We start from the raw sequence: 21,233 nt of genomic DNA on the forward strand, positions 1-21,233 counted from the left end.
ACTAATCCTCGTTTAATACATAATGTTCGATTGCCCAGGCAATCCCATCCTCATCGTTGGTTTTTGGCAGAACAAGCTTGGCTGCCGACTTGATTTCATCAGTTCCGTTGGCCATGGCAACACCCAAACCTGCCCATGCGATCATAGACAAGTCATTACCTTCATCACCACAGGCCATGACTTCTGACTGGTCAATGCCCAGATGCCCAATCAATTTTGCTAACCCATTAGCCTTGTGAACGCCTTTGGGGCTCCATTCTAAGAGAATATCCCGCGATTTGAAAATCTCGAATCGCTCATACAATTCCGCAGGGATTTTCGGAATCTGTTCATCCAAGAAATCCGCCGCCACTGCTGAAACCGCCTTGTTGTAGGTCAAATCAGTTGGCAAGTCCGCATCGGTCGTTTCAATCTTATTGAGCAAGGGATTGGCAGTCAGATAGAGAGATTCATTGGCTGCCGGAAGAGAATAGACATCCCCACCATAGAGAACATCCAAAGGCAGGTCCAACTGATTTGTCACCTGACGAATGGCACGAACATCGTCGATGCTAAAGCCTGTTTTATCCAAAATGCGGCCTGTATTTTCCTGTACCAAACCACCGTTGAAGGTAATGGAGTACTGACCTTCGCCCAGCAAATCCAACTCCTCCAAAAACGTTCCTATGGCTTGCAGGGGGCGCCCTGTTGTCAGAACGACGTACACACCCTTGTCACGCGCTGCTCGCAGGGCTTTTTTATTTACCTCTGAAATCCTCTTATCAGACGTCAACAAGGTTCCGTCTAAATCGAGTGCAACTAACTTAATTGCCATATACTACCTCCTCCAAATAGGTCAAAACTGCATCGTCATTGCAGTGACCGATAATCTTATCTGCGACTGCCTTGACTTCAGGGCGAGCATTCTCCGTCGCAATGGCCAGGCCAGCAAATTCCAGCATTTCCAGGTCATTTTGATTGTCCCCGAAAGCTGTTACATCCTCTGCCGTCAATCTAAGATGCTGACAAAGATGACCGAGACCGACCGCCTTATGCACACCTGATAGGATAATGTCAATAGAGGTAAATCCTGTTGTTACCGCTGAAAGATTGCCAAAATGCTGGTTGATCCAATCCTGGGCCTGCTGGCGTTTTTCCTCCGCAACATAGATGTTGAGCTTGATGACCTCTTCCGTCACCTGTTCAAAAGAAGCTATCAGACGAATATCTTGATAATAGCCCGACAAATCACGCAAAAGATCGTTCTCAACAGCTTCCAGCATATAAGAACCCGACAAACTAGACAGGGTGACATGGTGAGCTTCCACAATGCCACTGGCCACCAGCTCCTCAATCAGCCTCAAATAAACCGAGCTCGGAATGGGATTATCCATAAAAATCAGCTCATCCTGATAGGACACAACCGCCCCATTTTCCGCCACAAAGGCGATACGATGTTCAATTCCTGCAAAAACTTGCTTCAAGCTGGGGTAGGACCGACCGCTAGCAGCCACAAAAAGATAATCCCTATCCTCAAAAGCATCCAATAGCCGGCCAAACCGCTCCTTATCAAAGCTATGGTCCTCTCGCAAAAAAGTCCCATCCATATCACTAGCAAATACTTTCTTTATCATAGTTTCTCCACATCTTTCAGTTTGACGGACACAATCTTGGACACGCCCGACTCCTGCATGGTCACACCATACATGGCATCTGCCGCCGCCATGGTCCCCTTACGGTGGGTCACGACGATAAACTGGCTCTCCTTATCAAAACGATTGAGATAATCCCCGAAACGCTTGACATTGGCCTCATCCAAAGCCGCCTCCACCTCGTCCAGAATAACAAACGGGATGGTCTTGACACGGATAATGGAAAATAGCAGAGCCAGAGCCGAGAGGGCCTTTTCGCCACCAGACATAAGGTTGAGCGACTGGATTTTCTTCCCCGGAGGCTGGACAGAAATTTCCACCCCCGCAGTCAGAATATCATTGTCCGTCAGTATCAAATCCGCAGAACCTCCGCCAAACATCTGTCTGAAAGTCTGCTTGAAACTACCGCGAATTGCCTCAAAGGTAGCCTTAAAGCGTTCCTTGACCTCGTCATCCATCTCATGAATGGTCTCCAGCAGTAAATCACGCGCCGACAAAATATCTGCCCGTTGCTCATTAAGGAAAATCAAACGATTGTTGACTTCATCGTACTGCTCAATAGCATCCAGATTGATAGGTCCTAGCGCTCGAATAGCTCGTTCCAAATCCTTGAGCGCCTGCTCAGCCAGTGGCAAATCCTCAACAAGTCTTGCCTGAGACTGGGCCGCCTCAAAGGTCAGTTTGAATTGCTCGGTCAGATTGGTCAATAAATGACGCAGTCTGTCACCGACCTGCTCCACATCGGCCTCCAACTTGGCCTGCTTGCGAATGAGGTCGTCATTCTTGGCACGCGCCTGTTGCAAACGCCCTTCCAAATCCTCAAATTGCCCCTCAATATCTTCTAATTCAAACTTGAGGCGGATGAGAATCTGATTGGTATCAGTCTGCTTGGTCGTCGCGGCCTGCAATTGTTCCTCCAGAACATCCAGACTGGTATCTTCCAGGGCAACCAATTTTTGGTCAATGACATCCTGCAACATCAGGATTTCCTTTTCAATCGCCACTTGTTCGTCCTGCAAACGGCGGAGATCCGTCTGTTCAAAGCGCAGTTGACTGGTCCATTCCGTCTGTTCCAAGGTCAACTGACCCTTCTGATTGCGCAGGCGCTCCAAACTTTCTTGGATGCTGTCGCGATTGTCCCGCACCTGTTGGATTTGCTCTTCTAATTGTGCTTTTTTCTGGTTTAAACTATCAACCAGTGTAATTTCCTTGTCCGCCTGCTCTTGCAATTCTGAGAGGATTTCTGGACTGACTTGGCTGATTTGCAAGTCATAGCGCGCTCTTACCTGACCCAAGTGTTGCTCGGCTTGTTCCAGATGGATCTGAGCAGATTGTTGGGCCAGACGCGCCTCCTCACCTTGAGATTTAATTTTTTCAAGCGTTGATCTTGTCTGGTCCAATTCTTCTTTTCGGCTGGCAACAAGGCTTTCCTGCTCCTTCTGCTTACGAGACAGCTCTGCTATTTCGCCCACAAGAGCATCCAATTCCGGCTTGATAAAGGTCGTATTGTTGTTGCGGTTGCTACCCCCGGCAAAGGCACCACCGGGACGGATTTCAGAACCATCCATAGTGACTATCCGCACCTGAAACTTTGTCGCTCGCGCAGCTTGATTGGCTTGGTCAATGGTCTCAAAAATGGCAATGGTGCCCAGTAGATTTTGGAAAATATTTTCCAAATGCGCTTGGTAGGTCACCAAATCACTGGCCATGCCCAAAAAACCGGGTGTCGCCTGCAAGATTGCCAGCTGCTGATTCGCCAAACTACGAGGCTTAATGGTCGTCAAGGGCAGGAAGGTTGCCCGACCCTGACGCTTGTCTTTCAGATAAGCGATCGCCCGCTTGGCAGTCGACTCATCCGCTACAATGACGTTCTGGCCGGCACCACCCAAGGCGATTTCCAGTGCCGTCTGATAGCGTGTATCAAAGGTCAATTGCTCGCTGACCGCACCAATAATGCCACCGATAGTCGGCGCTGCCTGCAAGACCGCCTTGACACCCGCATAAAAGTTCGAATGATTTTTTAAAATAGCCTCTAAACTTGACTGGCGCGCCTGCTTAGACTTAATCGCATCTAAGAGGTCGAACATGGCCGACTGTTGCTCCTTGTAAGCTTGCTCCGCTTGGCTCACCTGCATTTCTGCCTGACGGTAATCGGTCAAGATGTCTCGCAAATACTTTTCGGTCTCGGCTAATCTGGTCTGACCGGCTGCCTGCTCTTTCTCTGCTGTCTCTTTTTCAGCCTGCAAGCGGGTCAATTCCTCCGACTTGCTTTCTGATAGGCTGATTTGATTGGCAATGTCCTGCTGCAATTTAGTCAAGTGGTTGGACGCCTCCGCCTCCGCCTGCATAAGGGCTACATATTGCTCCCGCAGATGGTCCAAGACTTGGTCTGGATCTTCTGAAAAATAAGAAATTTCCTTGTCCACGACCGCAATCTCTGCCTTTAAGGCAGACAATTTTTCTTCCAACTCTATCATGGCCGCGGTCTTTTTCGCCACTTCTTCTCTTACCGTAGCCAATTTGTCCTGCATGCTTTGCAGGCGGACTTCTGCCTCTTGGCGACTGGTTTCATTCTGGCTGGACTCCAACTTATGGACTTCGATTTTTCGTTCCAAGTCACTGATTAACTTGGTCAAGTCCAAGAGGACAGCCTGTTCCCGCTCCATTTGCTGGGTCAAAGCATGACGATGTGATTTCAGGTGCTGATTTTCCTCTTCCAGCTGGTCACGCTGTTGGTAATAGGTGGTCAAATCCGCCTTGACCTGATCCAATTCTGCTTCCTTAGCTGTTAATCTTTCCTTGCTCCCTTTGAGCTGGGCCACCAAGACATCCAAATAGAGCTCCTTGCGCTCTGCATCCAATTCCAAAAATTTCTTGGCCGTCTGCGCTTGTTTTTCCAAAGGCTTGACCTGATTGTCCAACTCATAGATAATATCGTCCAAACGATCCAAATTTCCCTGAGCCTGGGCTAACTTGCTCTCGGTTTCTTTCTTTCTGGTCTTGTACTTGAGGACACCAGCCGCCTCCTCAAAAATAGCTCTGCGTTCTTCCGGCTTGGAATTAAAAATCGCCTCAACCCGACCTTGGGAAATAATAGAAAATGAATCCCGTCCCAGACCAGTATCCATGAAAAGGTCATGCACATCCCGCAGGCGAACTTTTTTCCCGTCAATCAGATACTCGCTGTCGCCCGACCGATAAATCTGGCGCTCCACCTTGATTTCTTTTTCCTTCCCAGCAATAAAGCCAGAAGAATTATCCAGTGTCACCGTCACCGATGCGTAATTGAGCGGCTTCCGATTTTCCGTCCCTGCAAAGATGACATCCGGCATCTTGCCACCGCGTAGGCTTTTAGCAGACGACTCTCCCAAGGCCCAACGTAGACTTTCTGTAATATTAGACTTGCCAGAACCATTCGGCCCTACAACAGCAGTCACTCCACGATCAAAGACTACCTTAGTCTTATCCGCAAAGGACTTAAAGCCCTGCATTTCAATCGATTTAAGATACATACCTATCCTCTAGCCTCCACAGCATTTTTGGCGGCGGCTTGTTCAGCTAATTTCTTAGAGCGACCACGACCACGACCAATCACACGCTGATCAGCAGATACCTCCACTTCAAAGGTCTTATCATGGGCAGGTCCAGACTCAGCTATTACTTGATACGAAATAGCAATCTCACCATTGACCTGCAAAATTTCCTGCAAAGCAGTCTTATAGTCGGTCACGCGCTCAAAATTCCCTTTTTCTAAACGAGGAATCATGACCTTATGGATAAATTCCTCCACGGTCTTTTCCCCTTTGTCCAATAGCAGAGCTCCTAAGAACGCCTCGAAAGCATCTCCTAAAATAGTATCGCGATTTCGCCCTCCAGACTTCTCTTCCCCCTTACCAAGACGAAGAAACCGATCAAAACCACAAGCACGTGAAAAACCAGCTAAAGACTCCTCACGTACAAAGGTCGAACGCAACTTGGACATCTCACCTTCGGGTCTATCAGGATATTTTTGATAGAGATATTTGGAAATCATCAACTGGAGAACAGCGTCTCCTAAAAATTCCAAGCGCTCATTATGTGAAATTTTTAGAAGGCGATGCTCATTGGCATAAGAAGTATGGGTAAAAGCCGTTTCTAATAAATTCAAATCCGAAAAATCAATCCCAAAATCAGCCAATAATTTTGCATGTAAATCTTTCATCTATATGCTCCTTTCTAACTTAAACGAAATAGATGGTTTACATTTACTCCGTCCTAACATTATACCATATTTTCCACTGGACTTCTCTTGTCAACTAAGTTTCAGCCAGCACCTCTCCACATCTTTTTGCAAACATTTACATATTCATCAGATTTCGATAAAATGGAAGAAAAAAAGAAAAACGTTAGTATGCAAAATAAGACGAAACCACTCAATACATCACTGCTCTCCCTCATCCAGTTCATCGGAGCCATTCTCGTTATCGCCCTCCATTGCCGCAGGTTATTTGAAGCAGACCAGCTCCACTTCATCCAAAAATCAATCTTTAGTCGCATGGTCGTTCCCTACTTCATGGTCACAGCCAGCTTCTTCCTCCGACGCAACTACCCCAGCCTCTCCAAACAATACCTCATCCGCTACAGCAAACAATACTTGACCTGGTCCGCCCTCTACCTGCCCTTCTACCTCATCTACCTAACACTCCAAGAAATCCCCTTCCCCTACTATCCCCTCGCACTCCTAGTCGGACTGACCTACACCGGCACCAGCTACCAACTCTGGTACATGCCCGCCTTCCTGCTAGGTCTTGTCCTCGTCCACTATTCTTTAAGGAAATGGAGCTGGCGCATCACAGCTTGTCTAGCCTGCCTTCTCTATCTTCTAGGCTCAGTCGAAACCTACTCCTCCTACCTGGCAGAATCGATTTTCCTGACCGCATTTGACAGCTACAAAACCTTCTTTTTCACCAGCCGCAACGGCCTCTTCTACGCACCGATTTTTGTCCTGACAGGCTTTTATCTAGCCGACAAATTCAATCACCCCATTTTCCAATACCGACAAAAAAACAAACTACTTGTCTGCATAGCCCTTTTAGCCTTTGAAACCACTATCATCTATCTCAATCAGGGCTACGACAAGAACTTTCTATTTAGCCTGATTCCATTCACAGCCTATCTAGTCGCCTGGACCCTAACCACAGACCTCTTCCGCGAGAAAAAATTCCAATTTCTAAAAGAATACGCCAGCTATTATTATTTTATCCATGTTATCCCAGTCGAAATCAGCTTTTTCTTCCTAGAAACTAGTTCCCTGACCAAAATACATCAAGGTTGGTTAGTCTTCCTTATCACCATCATCACTTGCCAACTGCTCAGCTGGTTAATCATTAATACTCAATGAAAATCAAAAACAGACTAGGCGACGCAGATGCGGATAGAACTGAAGTTCTTCAAATCAAGTCAACAACGTCTGATTTCGATTTTCGAAGAGTATAAGCACAAAAGAACCTTGTAAGACTTAACTTACAAGGCTTTTTTACAAATCAAAATCCTCTTTCAACTTATCAATCACCTGTTGGAGTAAATCCCGATTGACACTGTATTTGACATCACTGTCCTTGGTATTAAAGAGGAGGAGGTCGCCGTTAATCAGCTTTTGGGTGTGGAAAGATACCGCTGCCCCTGTAATAGCCAGACGTTCTGCAATATCCTTGCTCTTGGCATGGGGCTTGGTCAACTCCACCAAGACCTGATAACGCGTGCTATCACTGATGACTTTAAGAGCCGTTGTCAAATCATCCAGATCCAGCTCGTCATTTGAGAGCATAATCTGGTCAATTCGACAGGAAGCTAAAAGAGCGACTTTCATATAGTCAAATTCTTCGTTGCCATAATAAGCAAACCAATAATTCCAAGGACTGAGAACGAAGAATTGGGCAGTTTCCACTCCTAAAGTATCCAAGCCAGTCATGGACAACTGTTTGGAGTCTCGATAAAGTTTTTCAATGTCAAATTCCTGAGCAAATTCTTCCCGCTCCGCTCTTGCCTGCTCAAAATAGGGTTGATAGATTGGAAGCATCTTATCCAAGAGATGGACAGACCGCTCAACCGTTTCCAAGGGATTGCGGATAGCCAGTGACCAGTACCACTTATCTGCCGGCTTTTTATCCGTTTTTTCCAAAAGTTCCATGAGGCTGAGGGTCTTCTCACGATGTCCGTCATTTTCAGACGCCAACATGGTTCGCATGGCATCTTCTACTTCTGCTTGAGACAGCTTTAAAATCAATTGACAAGCTTCCTCAACTGTCTTTGGATCCTGTCCTTGATCCAAGAGGTAGAAATACAAGGTGTGCAGGATTGTAAAGATATGACCCCAAACAAAGACCTCATTGACTTCCTGACGAAAATCTGCCAACTTTTCTTCCATCTCATCACGAATGTCCAAGGCATCTTTGAGAATGTCTTTTTCTTTCTGTGAAAAATCCGCCTCAATCGGCTCCTCACGCTCCTTGACAATCAAGGGAATAAAGAACTTTTCAACAATCTCGCTTCTATAATCTCGATAATCTAATTTCATACGCATACTTTCTAAGCTTTAACAACTACTTCATTTTTAGGCCTACGCCCCACAAGAATAGTATAGCTTACTAGTCCCACAGAAAGCAAGAGGAAGATGAGAGAAATACTTGTCGCAGAAAGCACCGTCACCATAAGGGCGACCAAGGCTTGACCTGCTACCATACCAATCTGGCAGAAAGAATCAATCCCTCCACCGACTGTCGCCAATTTATCTTCAGGCAATTCATTCATAACCAGAGCACTCATTTTTGGATTGAAAATTCCCAGTGTCACTGCCGTTACGAAGATCACTGCCAGTACCACATAAATATTGTGGAGAAAGAAACCTGAGAAAATCAAGACTGGCATCAATGTAGAGAATTTGAGGAGATTGATCAAGCTAACATTTTTGAACAAAGCCATACCGATACTTGACCCCAAGATACTACCAACTGAGAAGAAAATGGAAATCAAAGCAAGGGTTGTTCCTGCATTGACAATCACAAAGTCTGAGAACTCCTTCATATTTAGAATAACTAATGGTGAAAGTGCAGTAAAAATGGCATTCAGGCTGGCAATGGTCACAATTGACGCTTTGAGAACAGGAATATTCTGAACAGCTTGGTAGGATTCTTTGAGACTGTTACGCATGCCCTTGATAAGTCCTGCTTCTGTTTCTGTTTGCTCAGCTTCTTGGATAGGATTTTCCTTCAGTAGCTTGGCAAGAGCTGGACGGAGGGTTGCCATGATGGCAAGACTGACCAAGAAGGTCCCTGCATTGAAGAAGGCGAGATTCTGGTAAGACATGAATCCGATGAGGATAGCACCGCTAGCTTGGAAGGCAATTTGCAAAAGACTTTTCACCGTCATCTTAAAAGCCATAGCTGTTTCACGGTCTTCAGCAGCCACAACCCGCAAGCTGACTGGCATATAGAGACCATTTTCGTATTGACCAGCAAGGTCAGACAGGAAGTTGATGACGCAGACCACCGCCACAACCCAGAGGGCTGGTGCAAATCCCATCAAGAAGCCAACAAAGGCATAGAGACCGACACGTACGACCAAGGTAGCCAGAATGGTATCCAATTTATTTTTTGTCTTATCCGCCCAGATTCCAATGAAGAGGCCTGCCAAAATCGGCAAGGTTTCAGATGCGGTAATCATAGCCAGGGCAAACTTGGTATCTGGTAAGAGTAAAACATAGTTCATCAAAGCCAGATAGTAAAGCGTATCTCCAAAGTTAGAAATCAAGTCTGCCACAAAGCTAGATAGAAATAATTTATTGTGAATCAACTTTTTCATAAGCATCTCCTTAAACATCAATTAAATATTTGTTTAACATTATTTTACACTTTATTTTGATAAAGTCAATACTTAATTTTATAAAAATTAAATATTTTTTAAACACTTATTTAATTTTTCTTCTATCTGACTTTTTCTTGACAAGATTAGCACGGTTTGTTATAGTATTGTTCGGGCACCTCTTTTGAGAGGTCGGAGAAAAGGCTCCCTAGTTTTAGGGAGCTATTTTTGTTTTTCCCAGAGAAAATTACACATTTGGAGGACTTATTTGATGAAGAAAATCGCATTTGATTCAAATAAATATTTGAATTTGCAACGTGATCATATTTTAGAGCGAATTGCTCAGTTTGAAGGCAAGCTCTATATGGAATTTGGTGGAAAAATGCTGGAAGATTTCCATGCTGCCCGTGTCTTGCCTGGCTATGAGCCTGATAACAAAATCAAACTCCTCCAAGAGTTGAAAGACCAAGTAGAAATTGTCATCGCCATCAATGCTAGCAATATCGAACATTCTAAAGCACGTGGTGACTTGGGTATTTCTTATGACCAAGAAGTCTTCCGCTTGATTGATACATTCAATGATATTGATATCTATGTTGGTTCTGTGGTCATTACCCAGTACCGCAACCAACCAGCAGCAGATGCCTTCCGCAAACAGTTGGAAAAACATGGCATCAAATCCTATCTCCATTACCCAATCAAGGGTTACCCTTCTGATATTGACCACATCATTTCACTAGAAGGTATGGGTAAAAATGACTACATTGAAACCAGTCGCAATCTCGTCGTTGTCACCGCACCTGGACCTGGTTCAGGTAAATTGGCGACTTGTATCTCCCAGCTCTACCACGACCAACTGCATGGCGTAACATCAGGCTATGCTAAGTTTGAAACCTTCCCAGTTTGGAACTTGCCACTCCACCATCCCGTTAACTTGGCCTATGAAGCAGCAACTGCCGACCTGGACGACCTCAACATGATCGACCCCTTCCACCTGCAAACCTACGGCAAAACTGCGGTCAACTACAACCGTGACATCGAGGTCTTCCCTGTCCTCAACCGTACCTTTGAACGCATTTTGAACAAATCACCTTATGCCTCACCAACGGACATGGGCGTTAACATGGTGGGCTATTCCATCGTGGACGAAGAAGCTGCGATCGAAGCATCCAAGCAAGAAATCATCCGCCGCTACTACCAGACCTTGGTTGATTTCAAAGCTGAGCGGGTTGGTGAACAAGCAGTCAAAAAGATTGAGCTCCTCATGAATGAAGTTGGCGTGACACCTGCTGACCGTAAGGTTGTTATCGCTGCGCGCGAAAAAGCAGAGCTGACAACTAGCCCTGCCCTAGCCATTCAGTTGCCAAATGGTGAGATGGTAACAGGTAAGACATCTGACCTCCTCAAGCCAACTGCAACTGTCCTTCTCAATGCCATCAAGCAAATTGCTAAAATCGATGACGAAACCCTTCTCATCGAACCAAACTACATCCGACCAATCCAAGAATTGAAGGCAGATTATCTGGATAAAACCAATACACGACTCGATGCAAGTGAGATTCTTAACGCCCTTGCCATCACTGCACAAGACAGCCCTGTCGCTACACAAGCAATGAAAGAATTGGGCCAATTAAATGGTAGCGAAGCCCACTCAACCGTTATCCTATCCGATGAAGACAAGAGTGTCCTTCGTAAATTAGGCATCAATCTAACCTTTGACCCTATCTACCAGCATAACAAGTTTTATCAGAAGAACTAAAGACAACAATAGACTTGCCAGAAGCAAGTCTATTTTTTAGCATAAAAAAGCAAGGATTCAGTCCCTGCTTTTTTCAATGATTAGTTGAAATCAACATACTCTTTTTGAAGTTCAAGAACTTCTTCTGCCGTTGCACATTCTGTCAAGGCACGGTGAGCATATTCTTCCATCTTAGCTGTATCCAGTGTCTTCATGAGGCTACGTGTACGAAGGACAGAAGTTGCGCTCATAGAGAACTCATCCAAGCCCATTCCGACAAGAAGTGGAACAGCTTGTTGGTCACCAGCCATCTCGCCACACATACCAGCCCATTTGCCTTCTGCGTGTGCAGCCTTGATAACGTTGTTGATCAAGCGAAGGATAGACGGGTTGTAAGGTTGGTAGAGGTATGAAACTTGCTCGTTCATACGGTCTGCTGCCATTGTGTACTGGATCAAGTCGTTTGTACCAATTGAGAAGAAGTCAACTTCTTTAGCAAATTGATCTGCGATCATCGCTGCTGCAGGGATTTCAATCATGATACCCACTTGGATATCATCCGCAACTGCTACACCTTCTGCCAACAAGTTCGCTTTTTCTTCTTCAAGGATTGCTTTTGCCGCACGGAATTCTGTCAACAAGGCAACCATCGGGAACATGATACGAAGTTTACCATGTACAGATGAACGAAGAAGGGCACGCAACTGAGTACGGAACATCTGGTTACCAGTCTCAGAGATAGAGATACGAAGGGCACGGAAACCAAGGAATGGGTTCATTTCATGTGGAAGGTCGAAGTAAGGAAGTTCCTTATCACCACCGATATCCATTGTACGAACTACGACTGGTTTGCCGTTCATGCCTTCAAGAACAGCCTTGTAAGCTTCGTATTGCTCTTCTTCAGTTGGGAAGTCTTGTGAGTCCATGTACAAGAACTCTGTACGGTAAAGACCAACAGCTTCTGCACCGTTATCATTTACACCTTCAACGTCTTTTGGTGTACCGATGTTAGCTGCCAATTCAAAATGTTTACCGTCAGCTGTAACAGTTTGAGCGTCTTTCAAGAGTGCCCACTCAGCTTTTTGTTTCGCATAAGCTTCACCAGCCGCCTTAAATTCTGCAACCACTTCTTCAGATGGGTTGATAACAACTTCACCAGTGATACCGTTAACAGCGAGGACATCACCATCTTTCACGATTTCAGTAATATTATTTGTACCCAATACAGCTGCAATTTCGAGTGTACGAGCCATGATAGCTGAGTGACTTGTACGTCCACCGATGTTTGTTACAAAAGCTTTAACAAATTGCTTATTCAATTGAGCCGTATCAGAAGGTGTCAAGTCATGAGCAATCACGATAGACTCTTCATCAATTGTTGCTGGGTTTGGCAAACGAACACCAAGCAAGTGAGCTAGGACACGTTTAGCAACGTCGCGGATATCTGCTGCACGCTCTTGCATGTATGGGTTATCTTCCATACCTTCAAAGATAGCGATGAACATATCCGTTACTTCTTTCAAACCTGTTTCAGCATTTGTTTTCTTAGCACGGATTGTTTCCTTAATCTGACCAATCATTTCTGGGTCAGCAAGTACCATCAAGTGTGCATCAAATACGGCTGCGGCTTCTTCACCTAGGCTAGCTACTGCATTCTCACGAATAACAGAAAGCTCGTTTTGAGACGCTTCAAGAGCTGCATCCAAACGAGCTTCTTCTGCATTTGTATCTTCAACTGTAACAGTTTCAAAAGATAAATCGGGTTGAACCAGTAGATATGCCTTAGCAACGGCAACACCATCAGATGCTGCAATTCCTTTAAGCATTTCTGTCATGTTCTTATGCCAATCCTTCTTTTTCCATTGTTTCTGTGATTGCTGCGATTGCGTCGTCAGCATCTGCACCTTCAGCAGAGATTGTTACGTCAGCACCTTGGCCAACACCAAGAGACATAACACCCATGATGGACTTAAGGTTTACAGATTTTTCTTTGTAATTCAAAGTGATGTCTGAAGCGAATTTGCTAGCTGTTTGAACGAGCAAAGTTGCTGGACGTGCGTGGATACCTGTTTCTGCCACGATGTGGAAGTCTTTTGAAGCCATATTTGGATTCTCCTTTTTGTTTTACAAAATTTGGGCTATTATGATAACCCTTACAAGGAGGATTATACCACTTTTTGAAATCATTTTCAAGATTTTTTTGCATTTCTTTCATTTTTCTAAGAAAAAGACCTGCCTGGTCGCAAGTCCTTTCTATCTTAAAAATATTGAATAAGAGCCGTAACAAATTGACTAGTAGATAGGGGTTCTACTCCCAAATCCTTTGCAAAGTCAACAGTTACCTGTTTATTTTCAAAAGCTTTTTCGAGTCCAGAAACAATAATCTCTGCTGCTTCTTTCCAATTCATATAATCCAACATCATACAAGCAGACAATAGAACGGAACTTGGATTAGCCTTGTTTTGGCCAGCAATATCTGGCGCTGTTCCATGAGTAGCTTCAAAAATGGCATGTCCTGTTTGGTAATTGATATTTGCACCTGGTGAGATGCCGATTCCACCAACCTGGGCCGCTAGAGCATCTGAAGCGTAGTCTCCGTTGAGATTGGTGAGGGCCACCACATCGAACTTTTCTGGAGCAAGTAAGATTTGCTGAAGGAAATTGTCCGCAATAATATCGTTGACTACCAAATCACCCGACTCAAGAAGATCCGCATATTCTTGTTGAGCCAGTTCATAGCCCCATTTACGGAAACCACCTTCCGTGAACTTTTGAATGTTACCCTTATGGACCAGGGTTACATTTTTTAGGCCATTTTCCAAGGCGTAATCAATAGCAGAGCGAACCAAGCGCTTGCTGCCTTCCTCAGAAATCGGCTTGATACCGATACTGGATGTCTCAGGGAAACGAATTTTACTAACTCCCATCTGGTCCTTCAAGAAAGCAAGCACCTGTGCTACTTCAGCAGTTCCAGCATCCCATTCGATACCTGCATAAATATCTTCTGTATTTTCACGGAAAATCGTAATATTGGTTTTTTCAGGCTCTTTGAGTGGACTAGGCACTCCCTTAAAATAGCGGACTGGCCGCACACAGGCAAAGAGGTCCAGTTCCTGGCGCAAGGCCACATTCAGTGATCGATGGCCCTTACCAACAGGCGTTCCCAGCGGTCCTTTAATAGCCACGAGGTGGTCCTTAATGGTGGCTAAGGTCTCGTCTGGTAAGGAAGTTCCTGTTGTTTCATAGGCCTTTTCACCGGCCAATACTTCCTTCCAGACAATCTGACGCTGGCCATCATAAGCCTTTTCAACTGCCGCATCAATCGCAGACTGAGCCGCTGACCAAATATCCTTACCGACACCATCCCCCTCGATATAGGGAATAACGGGTTGGTCAGGAACCAGCAACTTTCCATTTTCAAATCTAATTTTTTCTGCCATACTTATCTCTTTCCGATTGGGATATAGGTCAAATTCCGTCCACCTAGATAGGACGAACGAGGACGGATGAGCTTATTGTTCTTGCGTTGTTCCTGTACATGGGCAATCCAGCCGGCCATACGACTCATGGCAAAAATCAAGGTGAAAATATCACTGTCAATGCCCAAAACATGGTATACCGTCGCCGAATAGAAATCCACGTTCGGAATCAATCCTTTTTTGTGCTTGATAAAGTCCTCTACTTCTTCGGACAAGCGATAGAAGGCCTCATCATCCGTTCCCATTGTCAAATCACGCGCCATTTCCTTCAAATATTCTTGACGAGGATCCACCGTTTGATAAACCCGGTGACCAAAGCCCATAATTTTTTCTTTTGAGTCCAATTTTTGCTGCAAGTAACCTTCTGTATCACCAGATTCACGGATTGCCAGCAACATATCGAAAACCCGCTCATTAGCTCCGCCATGTAGAGAACCCTTGAGCGTTCCAATAGCTGTCGTCACGCAAGAATAAATATCTGTCAGGGTGGAGGCGGTCACGCGCGCCGCAAAGGTCGAGGCGTTGAGTTCATGGTCAGCATGGAGGACCAGTGCCTTGCTAAAGGCCTTGACTTGCAAATCTGTCGGCTCCTTCCCATTGAGCATATAGAGGAAATTAGCCGCAAAGCCCAGATCCTCACGAGGCTCAATCGGCACCAAGCCCTTCCGCAGACGAGCAAAGGTTGCAATGATTGTCGGAACCTTAGCCATAATCTGAATCGACTGGTCATAGAGGGCCTCCAGCGAACTTTCCTCAGCCCGAACATTGTAAACACCTAAAAGTGACACCGTTGACCGCAAGACACTCATCGGGTGCAGGTGTCTGCGTGACTGGATGAGAATGCACTGCTCCACCGCATCAGAAATGGCATACTCAGCCCGCAAGGCTTTTTCAAAATAATTAAGCTCAATCTGCGTCGGGAGGTGCAAGTTCCAAAGCAGGTAAATGACCTCTTCAAAAGACGCATTATTGTCCATTAACTCTGAAATATCATAACCAGCATAGGAAAGGCGGTCATTTTCAATCGCACTAATGCGCGTATCGCAGGCAATGGCATCTTTCAATCCATTTGTTTCTGTCATAGTTGACCTCCTAGTTTCTTTCTCACCACCATTGGCAAAATGCCTCCGTGGCGGTAATAACGAATATCAGCCTCCGCATCAAAGCGAGCCAGAGCCTGAAATTCCTTGGTTTCATTTTCCGAAATAGCCCGAACGGTTACCATCTGACCAACCGTCACATCCTCCGGCAAATCGATAGAGTAGGTTTCCAAACCAGTCAAGCCCAGACTGTCTGCTGTCTGCCCCTCAAGGAATTGCAAGGGTAGGACACCCATCATGACTAGATTAGAGCGGTGAATGCGTTCAAAGGATTCTGCCAATACAGCCTTGACACCCAAAAGATTGGCCCCCTTGGCTGCCCAGTCACGACTAGAACCCATCCCATAGTCCTTACCAGCAATTACCAGGCTACCAATTCCAGCCTCCTGATACTTCATAGCAACATCATAAATCGGTAGAATTTCGCCATCATACTTGGTAAAACCACCAATTTTTCCATCTGCCAACTCATTTTTAATCCGGATATTGGCAAATGTTCCTCGCATCATGACCTGGTGGTTCCCACGGCGACTACCATAGGAGTTGAAGTCAAAGTATGAAATCCCATTATCCTCTAGGTAGCGAGCAGCGGGACTGAGTCGCGCAATGTTCCCCGCTGGTGAAATGTGGTCGGTAGTGACAGAGTCTCCAAATTTGGCCAGGACTGCTAGATTGTCCAAAGGCTTGATAGATAAATCTGCCTGCATATTATCAAAATATGGTGGGTTTTGGATGTAGGTTGACTTGTCATTCCAGGCATAATTTTTATCCGACGTCGTTTCAATGGCATTCCAAGCTTGACTATCTGTAAAGACCTGTTGGTATTCTTCCTTATAAAGGTCACGGGTCACATACTGCTCGATATAGGCATCTACTTCCTCACGACTTGGCATGATGTCTGAGAGATAGACAGGTTGACCATTCTGGTCTTGACCAAGCGGCTCTGTCGTCAAGTCAACATTCATGTTTCCTGCAATGGCATAGGCCACTACAAGGGGCGGACTTGCAAGGAAATTAGCTTTGACAAGCGGATTGATACGGCCCTCAAAGTTGCGGTTTCCAGATAAGACTGCCGAAACCAGCAAATCTTCTTCCTTAATGGCTTCTGCAACTTCTACTGGCAAATCACCGGAATTCCCGATACAAGTGGTACAACCATAGCCGACCAAGTTAAATCCAAGCGCATCCAGATAGGCTTGGAGGCCTGAATTTTTCAAGTAACCTGTAACAACTTTTGAACCAGGTGCCAGAGAAGTCTTGACCGTTTTATTGACTGTCAGGCCTTTTTCAACCGCATTCTTAGCCAGTAATCCTGCCGCTAAAAGTACGTAGGGGTTAGATGTATTTGTACAAGAGGTAATAGCTGCAATGGCTACATGACCTGTCTGAATCGTCTCATCTCCGTCCGCATAATGCACCGTCGCTGTCTTCTCTAACTCTGCCTTGTCCAAACCAAAACCACGAACACCAACTTCACGAGTGATGCTGGCAGCAAATTCCTCCTTGGCATCGGTCAATTCAATCAAATCTTGCGGCCGTTTTGGTCCAGAAATAGACGGCACCACCGTTGACAAATCCAACTCCAAAACCTTGGTGTAGGTTGGGAAATTGACCTCATCGTAGAACAGATGATTGACCTTGGCATAAGCCTCCGTCAAGGCGATATGGTCCTCTGAACGGTTGGTCAGGCGCATGTAGTTTAAGGTCTCAGCATCGATCGGGAAGTAACCACAAGTCGCGCCATACTCAGGTGCCATGTTGGAAACCGTCGCCCGGTCAGCCAGTGCCAATGAAGACAGACCCGGTCCAAAAAATTCAACAAACTTGCCGACAACATTTTCCTGGCGGAGCAATTGTGTCACCCGTAGAGCCAAATCTGTCGCTGTCGCAACCTTGGGCAGACTGCCTGTCAAATGAACACCAATCACTTCTGGAATTGGGAAATAAGACGCCTCTCCCAACATAGCTGCCTCGGCCTCAATACCTCCGACACCCCAGCCCAGAACACCGATACCGTTGATCATGGTCGTATGGCTGTCCGTACCGAACATAGAATCTGGATAAAGTAGGCCATCCTGCTCGATGACAACATCACTGAGGAACTCAATATTGACCTGGTGGATAATCCCTGTTGCAGGTGGCACAGCCCGATAATTCTCAAAAGAGTTTTCCGCCCATTTTAAGAATTCATAACGCTCGTTATTGCGCTCAAATTCTAGCTCAATATTTTTTTCCAGAGCTTGGTCCGTACCGAAGTAATCGACCTGCACAGAGTGGTCAACCACCAAATCAACTGGAATTTCGGGGTTAATCAAATCAGGACTGCCACCCGCCTTAACCACCGCATCACGCATGGATGCAAGGTCAACCACAACTGGAACCCCTGTAAAATCCTGCAAAATAACACGACTAGGCTTAAAAGGAACCTCACCCTGTGGAGCAGCAGCCTGGTAGGTCACCAAATCTTTAATGTGACTTTTGGTCACATCTACACCATCTTCCTTACGAAGTAAGCTTTCTAACAGAATACGAATCGTATAAGGGAGTGCCTGAATATTCACACCATGTTCTTGGGCAACCTCTCCCAAATCATAGTAAGAGAATAATTGTTGTTTGTGTTCAAAATTCGATTTGTTCTTTTGCGTCATGTCTGTTACCTCTATGTATTCATTATGTATATTATACTGGAAGTTGCTTTTTTTATTCAAACACAACTTAACCATGAATGTCATATTTTGTAACATATGGTGATTTCGCATAGAAAACGGCTCTACTACGGCTTAACAAGGCTTGTAGACCTCATTTTCAGAAAACACTACATGTAGTATTTTCTTGTTCGTTGTTCGTCTATATTTTGTGATTTGTTTAAGCTAACCCCTTGACTTTAACCCCAAAATCTTGTATTCTAGATTGGTAAATTTGAAGGGAATTATGCAATTTCCTTGTAAACAAAGGAGAAATCGAATGGTTACTATCTATTCAAAAAATGATTGTGTACAGTGCAAGATGTCTAAGAAATTCCTAGACCAACACGGTGTGGAATACAAGGAAATCAACCTGGATGAGCAGCCAGAATTTATTGACCACGTCAAAGGACTTGGTTTCTCAGCAGCCCCAGTAATTGAAACCGAGAACGACGTTTTCTCTGGTTTCCAACCTGCAAAATTGAAAGCCTTAGTATAAGAACCCTATTATAGAAAGAGATTGCGACTATGAGTTTGAAAGATTTGGGCGATGTGTCCTACTTCCGTTTAAATAACGAAATCAACCGTCCTGTCAATGGACAAATCCCCCTCCACAAGGATCAGGAGGCCCTTAAAGCCTTTTTCAAGGAAAACGTTATCCCTAACAGCAAGCAATTCGATAGTATTTTGGATAAAATCAACTATCTTGTCGAGGAAAATTATTTAGAAAAAGAATTTTTGGAGCAGTACAGCCCAGAATTTCTCATTAAAATTGACCAATTTTTGAAAGACCAGAACTTCCAATTTAAGTCTTTCATGGCAGCCTACAAGTTTTATAACCAGTACGCCCTCAAGACAAACGACGGTGCTTACTATCTGGAAAGCATGGAGGACCGCGTCCTCTTCAACGCCCTCTATTTTGCGGAAGGTGACGAAGAATTGGCCCTGGATTTGGCAAACGAGATGATCCACCTGCGTTACCAGCCTGCAACTCCTTCCTTCCTCAATGCTGGTCGTGCTCGCCGTGGTGAATTGGTATCCTGTTTCTTGCTTCAAGTGACAGACGACATGAACTCTATCGGTCGGTCTATCAACTCTGCTCTGCAATTATCCCGTATCGGTGGCGGTGTCGGTATCTCCCTCAGCAACCTGCGTGAGGCTGGCGCTCCTATCAAGGGATATGAAGGAGCTGCATCTGGTGTCGTTCCAGTTATGAAACTTTTTGAAGATAGTTTCTCTTATTCCAACCAGCTTGGTCAGCGTCAAGGTGCCGGTGTGGTTTACTTGGATGTTTTTCACCCAGATATTATCGCTTTCCTTTCGACTAAGAAGGAAAATGCGGATGAGAAAGTTCGTGTAAAAACCCTTTCTCTCGGTATCACTGTTCCTGATAAGTTCTACGAATTGGCTCGTAAAAATGAGGACATGTACCTCTTCAGCCCTTACTCTGTTGAGCTAGAATACGGCGTGCCATTCAGCTATTTGGACATTACAGCTAAATATGACGAGTTGGTGGCCAACCCTCGCATTCGTAAGACAAAAATCAAGGCCCGCGATTTGGAGACAGAAATTTCAAAACTCCAACAAGAATCAGGCTATCCGTATGTCATCAACATTGACACGGCCAACCGCAGCAATCCAGTTGACGGTAAAATCATCATGTCCAACCTTTGCTCAGAAATCCTGCAAATCCAGACACCAAGCGTCATCAACGATTCGCAAGAATATTTGACAATGGGTACTGACGTTTCATGTAACTTGGGTTCAACCAACATTGTTAACCTCATGAAATCACCTGACTTTGGTCGTTCTGTTCGTGCTATGACACGCGCCTTGACCTATGTTACTGACCATTCTCACATTTCTGCTGTGCCTTCGATTGAGGCAGGTAATGAGCGTGCACATTCGATTGGTTTGGGTGCCATGGGACTTCATTCTTACTTGGCGCAAAACTTGGTGGACTACGGTTCAAAAACAGCCGTTGAATTTACCAATATCTACTTCATGCTCCTCAACTACTGGACTTTGGTAGAATCAAACAACATTGCACGCGAACGCAAGGCGACTTTTGATAACTTTGAAAACTCAAAATACGCAGACGGCACTTATTTCGATAAGTATGTGACAGGCGACTACCAACCACAATCTGACCGTGTTAAAGAATTGTTCCAAGGTATTTTCATTCCAAGCGGACAAGATTGGGCTGACCTGCGTGATAAGGTGATGGCAGACGGTCTTTACCACCAAAACCGCTTGGCAGTTGCACCAAACGGCTCTATTTCCTATATCAATGATGTCTCTGCTTCCATCCACCCAATTACTCAACGGATTGAAGAACGTCAAGAGAAGAAAATCGGTAAAATCTATTATCCAGCAGCAGGCTTGGCAACGGAAACTATTCCGTTCTACAAATCAGCCTACGACATGGATATGCGCAAGGTGATTGATGTCTACGCTGCTGCTACTGAGCACGTCGACCAAGGTTTGTCACTGACCCTCTTCCTCCGCAGCGAATTGCCAAAAGAGCTTTACGAGTGGAAAAATGAGAACAAGCAGACAACCCGTGACCTCTCTATCCTGCGCAACTACGCCTTCAACAAAGGTATCAAGTCTATCTACTACATCCGCACCTTCACCGACGACGGAGAAGAAATCGGATCAAACCAATGTGAAAGTTGTGTGATTTAACGTGGCAAGTGTTGTTGAAACTAACGTTTCTAACAACACTACGGAAAGTTCTATGGAACATTTCCTGGCCACCT

15 protein-coding genes are annotated in these 21,233 nt (G+C 45.2%); 4 read left to right on the top strand and 11 right to left on the bottom strand.

The genetic code is table 11. The features are described from left to right. Position 1: 1 nt before the first annotated feature. Genes ACHBHN_RS00580 through rnc form a run of 4 tightly spaced genes read right to left on the bottom strand, consistent with a single transcriptional unit; the run spans position 2 to position 5,832 of the window. The gene (locus ACHBHN_RS00580; protein ID WP_394732925.1) at positions 2–814 is read right to left on the bottom strand and encodes a Cof-type HAD-IIB family hydrolase; all 813 of its coding nucleotides are present in this window, start codon (positions 812–814) and stop codon (positions 2–4) included. Next, positions 804–1,613 carry a Cof-type HAD-IIB family hydrolase gene (locus ACHBHN_RS00585; protein WP_394733431.1) on the bottom strand — a complete coding sequence of 270 codons (810 nt, stop codon included), beginning with the start codon at positions 1,611–1,613 and terminating at the stop codon, positions 804–806. The genes ACHBHN_RS00580 and ACHBHN_RS00585 overlap by 11 nt, the downstream gene beginning before the upstream one ends. Next, complete coding sequence (smc, locus tag ACHBHN_RS00590) at positions 1,610–5,143, bottom strand: chromosome segregation protein SMC (protein ID WP_394733432.1); 3,534 nt, start codon at positions 5,141–5,143, stop codon at positions 1,610–1,612. Before smc ends, ACHBHN_RS00585 begins: the two co-directional genes overlap by 4 nt. 2 nt (positions 5,144–5,145) lie before the next feature. After that, entirely contained in the window at positions 5,146–5,832 is a 687-nt protein-coding gene (gene rnc / locus ACHBHN_RS00595; protein ID WP_012028264.1) for a ribonuclease III, read from the bottom strand. Positions 5,833–6,021: 189 nt separating this feature from the next. Between rnc and ACHBHN_RS00600 the strand changes: the two genes are divergently transcribed. Further along, positions 6,022–7,011 carry an acyltransferase family protein gene (locus tag ACHBHN_RS00600; protein ID WP_394733433.1) on the top strand — a complete coding sequence of 330 codons (990 nt, stop codon included), beginning with the start codon at positions 6,022–6,024 and terminating at the stop codon, positions 7,009–7,011. Between the two features lie 135 nt (positions 7,012–7,146). Here ACHBHN_RS00600 and ACHBHN_RS00605 read toward each other — a convergent pair whose 3' ends face one another. Then, positions 7,147–8,187 (bottom strand): ArsR/SmtB family transcription factor, encoded by a 1,041-nt coding sequence (locus ACHBHN_RS00605; RefSeq protein WP_394733434.1) that lies wholly within the window; start codon positions 8,185–8,187, stop codon positions 7,147–7,149. An 11-nt stretch (positions 8,188–8,198) separates the two neighbouring features. After that, positions 8,199–9,470 carry an MFS transporter gene (locus ACHBHN_RS00610; protein WP_394733435.1) on the bottom strand — a complete coding sequence of 424 codons (1,272 nt, stop codon included), beginning with the start codon at positions 9,468–9,470 and terminating at the stop codon, positions 8,199–8,201. A 271-nt stretch (positions 9,471–9,741) separates the two neighbouring features. On the opposite strand from ACHBHN_RS00610, the gene ACHBHN_RS00615 reads away from it, so the two are divergent. Further along, entirely contained in the window at positions 9,742–11,229 is a 1,488-nt protein-coding gene (locus tag ACHBHN_RS00615) for a DUF1846 domain-containing protein (protein ID WP_394733436.1), read from the top strand. 80 nt (positions 11,230–11,309) lie between these two features. On the opposite strand, the gene ptsP is transcribed toward ACHBHN_RS00615, so the two are convergent. From ptsP to acnA, 5 genes are all read right to left on the bottom strand, one after another. Then, positions 11,310–13,043, bottom strand: a complete 1,734-nt coding sequence (gene ptsP, locus ACHBHN_RS00620) for a phosphoenolpyruvate--protein phosphotransferase (RefSeq protein ID WP_257104436.1) — start codon at positions 13,041–13,043, stop codon at positions 11,310–11,312. A gap of 4 nt (positions 13,044–13,047) precedes the next feature. Continuing rightward, the gene (locus tag ACHBHN_RS00625) at positions 13,048–13,311 is read right to left on the bottom strand and encodes a phosphocarrier protein HPr (protein ID WP_002936050.1); all 264 of its coding nucleotides are present in this window, start codon (positions 13,309–13,311) and stop codon (positions 13,048–13,050) included. Between the two features lie 155 nt (positions 13,312–13,466). Then, positions 13,467–14,648 carry an NADP-dependent isocitrate dehydrogenase gene (gene icd, locus ACHBHN_RS00630; RefSeq protein ID WP_105122188.1) on the bottom strand — a complete coding sequence of 394 codons (1,182 nt, stop codon included), beginning with the start codon at positions 14,646–14,648 and terminating at the stop codon, positions 13,467–13,469. 2 nt (positions 14,649–14,650) lie between these two features. Continuing rightward, positions 14,651–15,769: a citrate synthase gene (locus ACHBHN_RS00635; protein WP_105160054.1), complete on the bottom strand. Its 1,119-nt coding sequence runs from the start codon at positions 15,767–15,769 to the stop codon at positions 14,651–14,653. Beyond that, positions 15,766–18,531 carry an aconitate hydratase AcnA gene (gene acnA, locus ACHBHN_RS00640; protein ID WP_394733437.1) on the bottom strand — a complete coding sequence of 922 codons (2,766 nt, stop codon included), beginning with the start codon at positions 18,529–18,531 and terminating at the stop codon, positions 15,766–15,768. The genes ACHBHN_RS00635 and acnA overlap by 4 nt, the downstream gene beginning before the upstream one ends. A 220-nt stretch (positions 18,532–18,751) precedes the next feature. Here acnA and nrdH point away from each other — a divergent pair, with 220 nt between their 5' ends. Both nrdH and nrdE read left to right on the top strand, forming a co-directional pair. Then, positions 18,752–18,970, top strand: a complete 219-nt coding sequence (nrdH, locus tag ACHBHN_RS00645) for a glutaredoxin-like protein NrdH (protein ID WP_105101028.1) — start codon at positions 18,752–18,754, stop codon at positions 18,968–18,970. A 29-nt stretch (positions 18,971–18,999) separates the two neighbouring features. Continuing rightward, on the top strand, positions 19,000–21,159 hold the full coding sequence (gene nrdE / locus ACHBHN_RS00650; RefSeq protein WP_105110321.1) for a class 1b ribonucleoside-diphosphate reductase subunit alpha: 2,160 nt from the start codon (positions 19,000–19,002) through the stop codon (positions 21,157–21,159). Positions 21,160–21,233 lie beyond the last annotated feature (74 nt).

It is taken from the genome of Streptococcus sp. A22, assembly GCF_043674215.1.
Classification (GTDB): Bacteria; Bacillota; Bacilli; order Lactobacillales; family Streptococcaceae; genus Streptococcus; species Streptococcus suis_V.

Bases quoted from the DNA above. Each gene is read 5' to 3' on its own strand.
- ACHBHN_RS00580 (WP_394732925.1), bottom strand. From the start codon at position 814: ATGGCAATTAAGTTAGTTGCACTCGATTTAGACGGAACCTTGTTGACG.
- ACHBHN_RS00585 (WP_394733431.1), bottom strand. From the start codon at position 1,613: ATGATAAAGAAAGTATTTGCTAGTGATATGGATGGGACTTTTTTGCGA.
- smc (WP_394733432.1), bottom strand. From the start codon at position 5,143: ATGTATCTTAAATCGATTGAAATGCAGGGCTTTAAGTCCTTTGCGGAT.
- rnc (WP_012028264.1), bottom strand. From the start codon at position 5,832: ATGAAAGATTTACATGCAAAATTATTGGCTGATTTTGGGATTGATTTT.
- ACHBHN_RS00600 (WP_394733433.1), top strand. From the start codon at position 6,022: ATGCAAAATAAGACGAAACCACTCAATACATCACTGCTCTCCCTCATC.
- ACHBHN_RS00605 (WP_394733434.1), bottom strand. From the start codon at position 8,187: ATGAAATTAGATTATCGAGATTATAGAAGCGAGATTGTTGAAAAGTTC.
- ACHBHN_RS00610 (WP_394733435.1), bottom strand. From the start codon at position 9,470: ATGAAAAAGTTGATTCACAATAAATTATTTCTATCTAGCTTTGTGGCA.
- ACHBHN_RS00615 (WP_394733436.1), top strand. From the start codon at position 9,742: ATGAAGAAAATCGCATTTGATTCAAATAAATATTTGAATTTGCAACGT.
- ptsP (WP_257104436.1), bottom strand. From the start codon at position 13,043: ATGACAGAAATGCTTAAAGGAATTGCAGCATCTGATGGTGTTGCCGTT.
- ACHBHN_RS00625 (WP_002936050.1), bottom strand. From the start codon at position 13,311: ATGGCTTCAAAAGACTTCCACATCGTGGCAGAAACAGGTATCCACGCA.
- icd (WP_105122188.1), bottom strand. From the start codon at position 14,648: ATGGCAGAAAAAATTAGATTTGAAAATGGAAAGTTGCTGGTTCCTGAC.
- ACHBHN_RS00635 (WP_105160054.1), bottom strand. From the start codon at position 15,769: ATGACAGAAACAAATGGATTGAAAGATGCCATTGCCTGCGATACGCGC.
- acnA (WP_394733437.1), bottom strand. From the start codon at position 18,531: ATGTTACAAAATATGACATTCATGGTTAAGTTGTGTTTGAATAAAAAA.
- nrdH (WP_105101028.1), top strand. From the start codon at position 18,752: ATGGTTACTATCTATTCAAAAAATGATTGTGTACAGTGCAAGATGTCT.
- nrdE (WP_105110321.1), top strand. From the start codon at position 19,000: ATGAGTTTGAAAGATTTGGGCGATGTGTCCTACTTCCGTTTAAATAAC.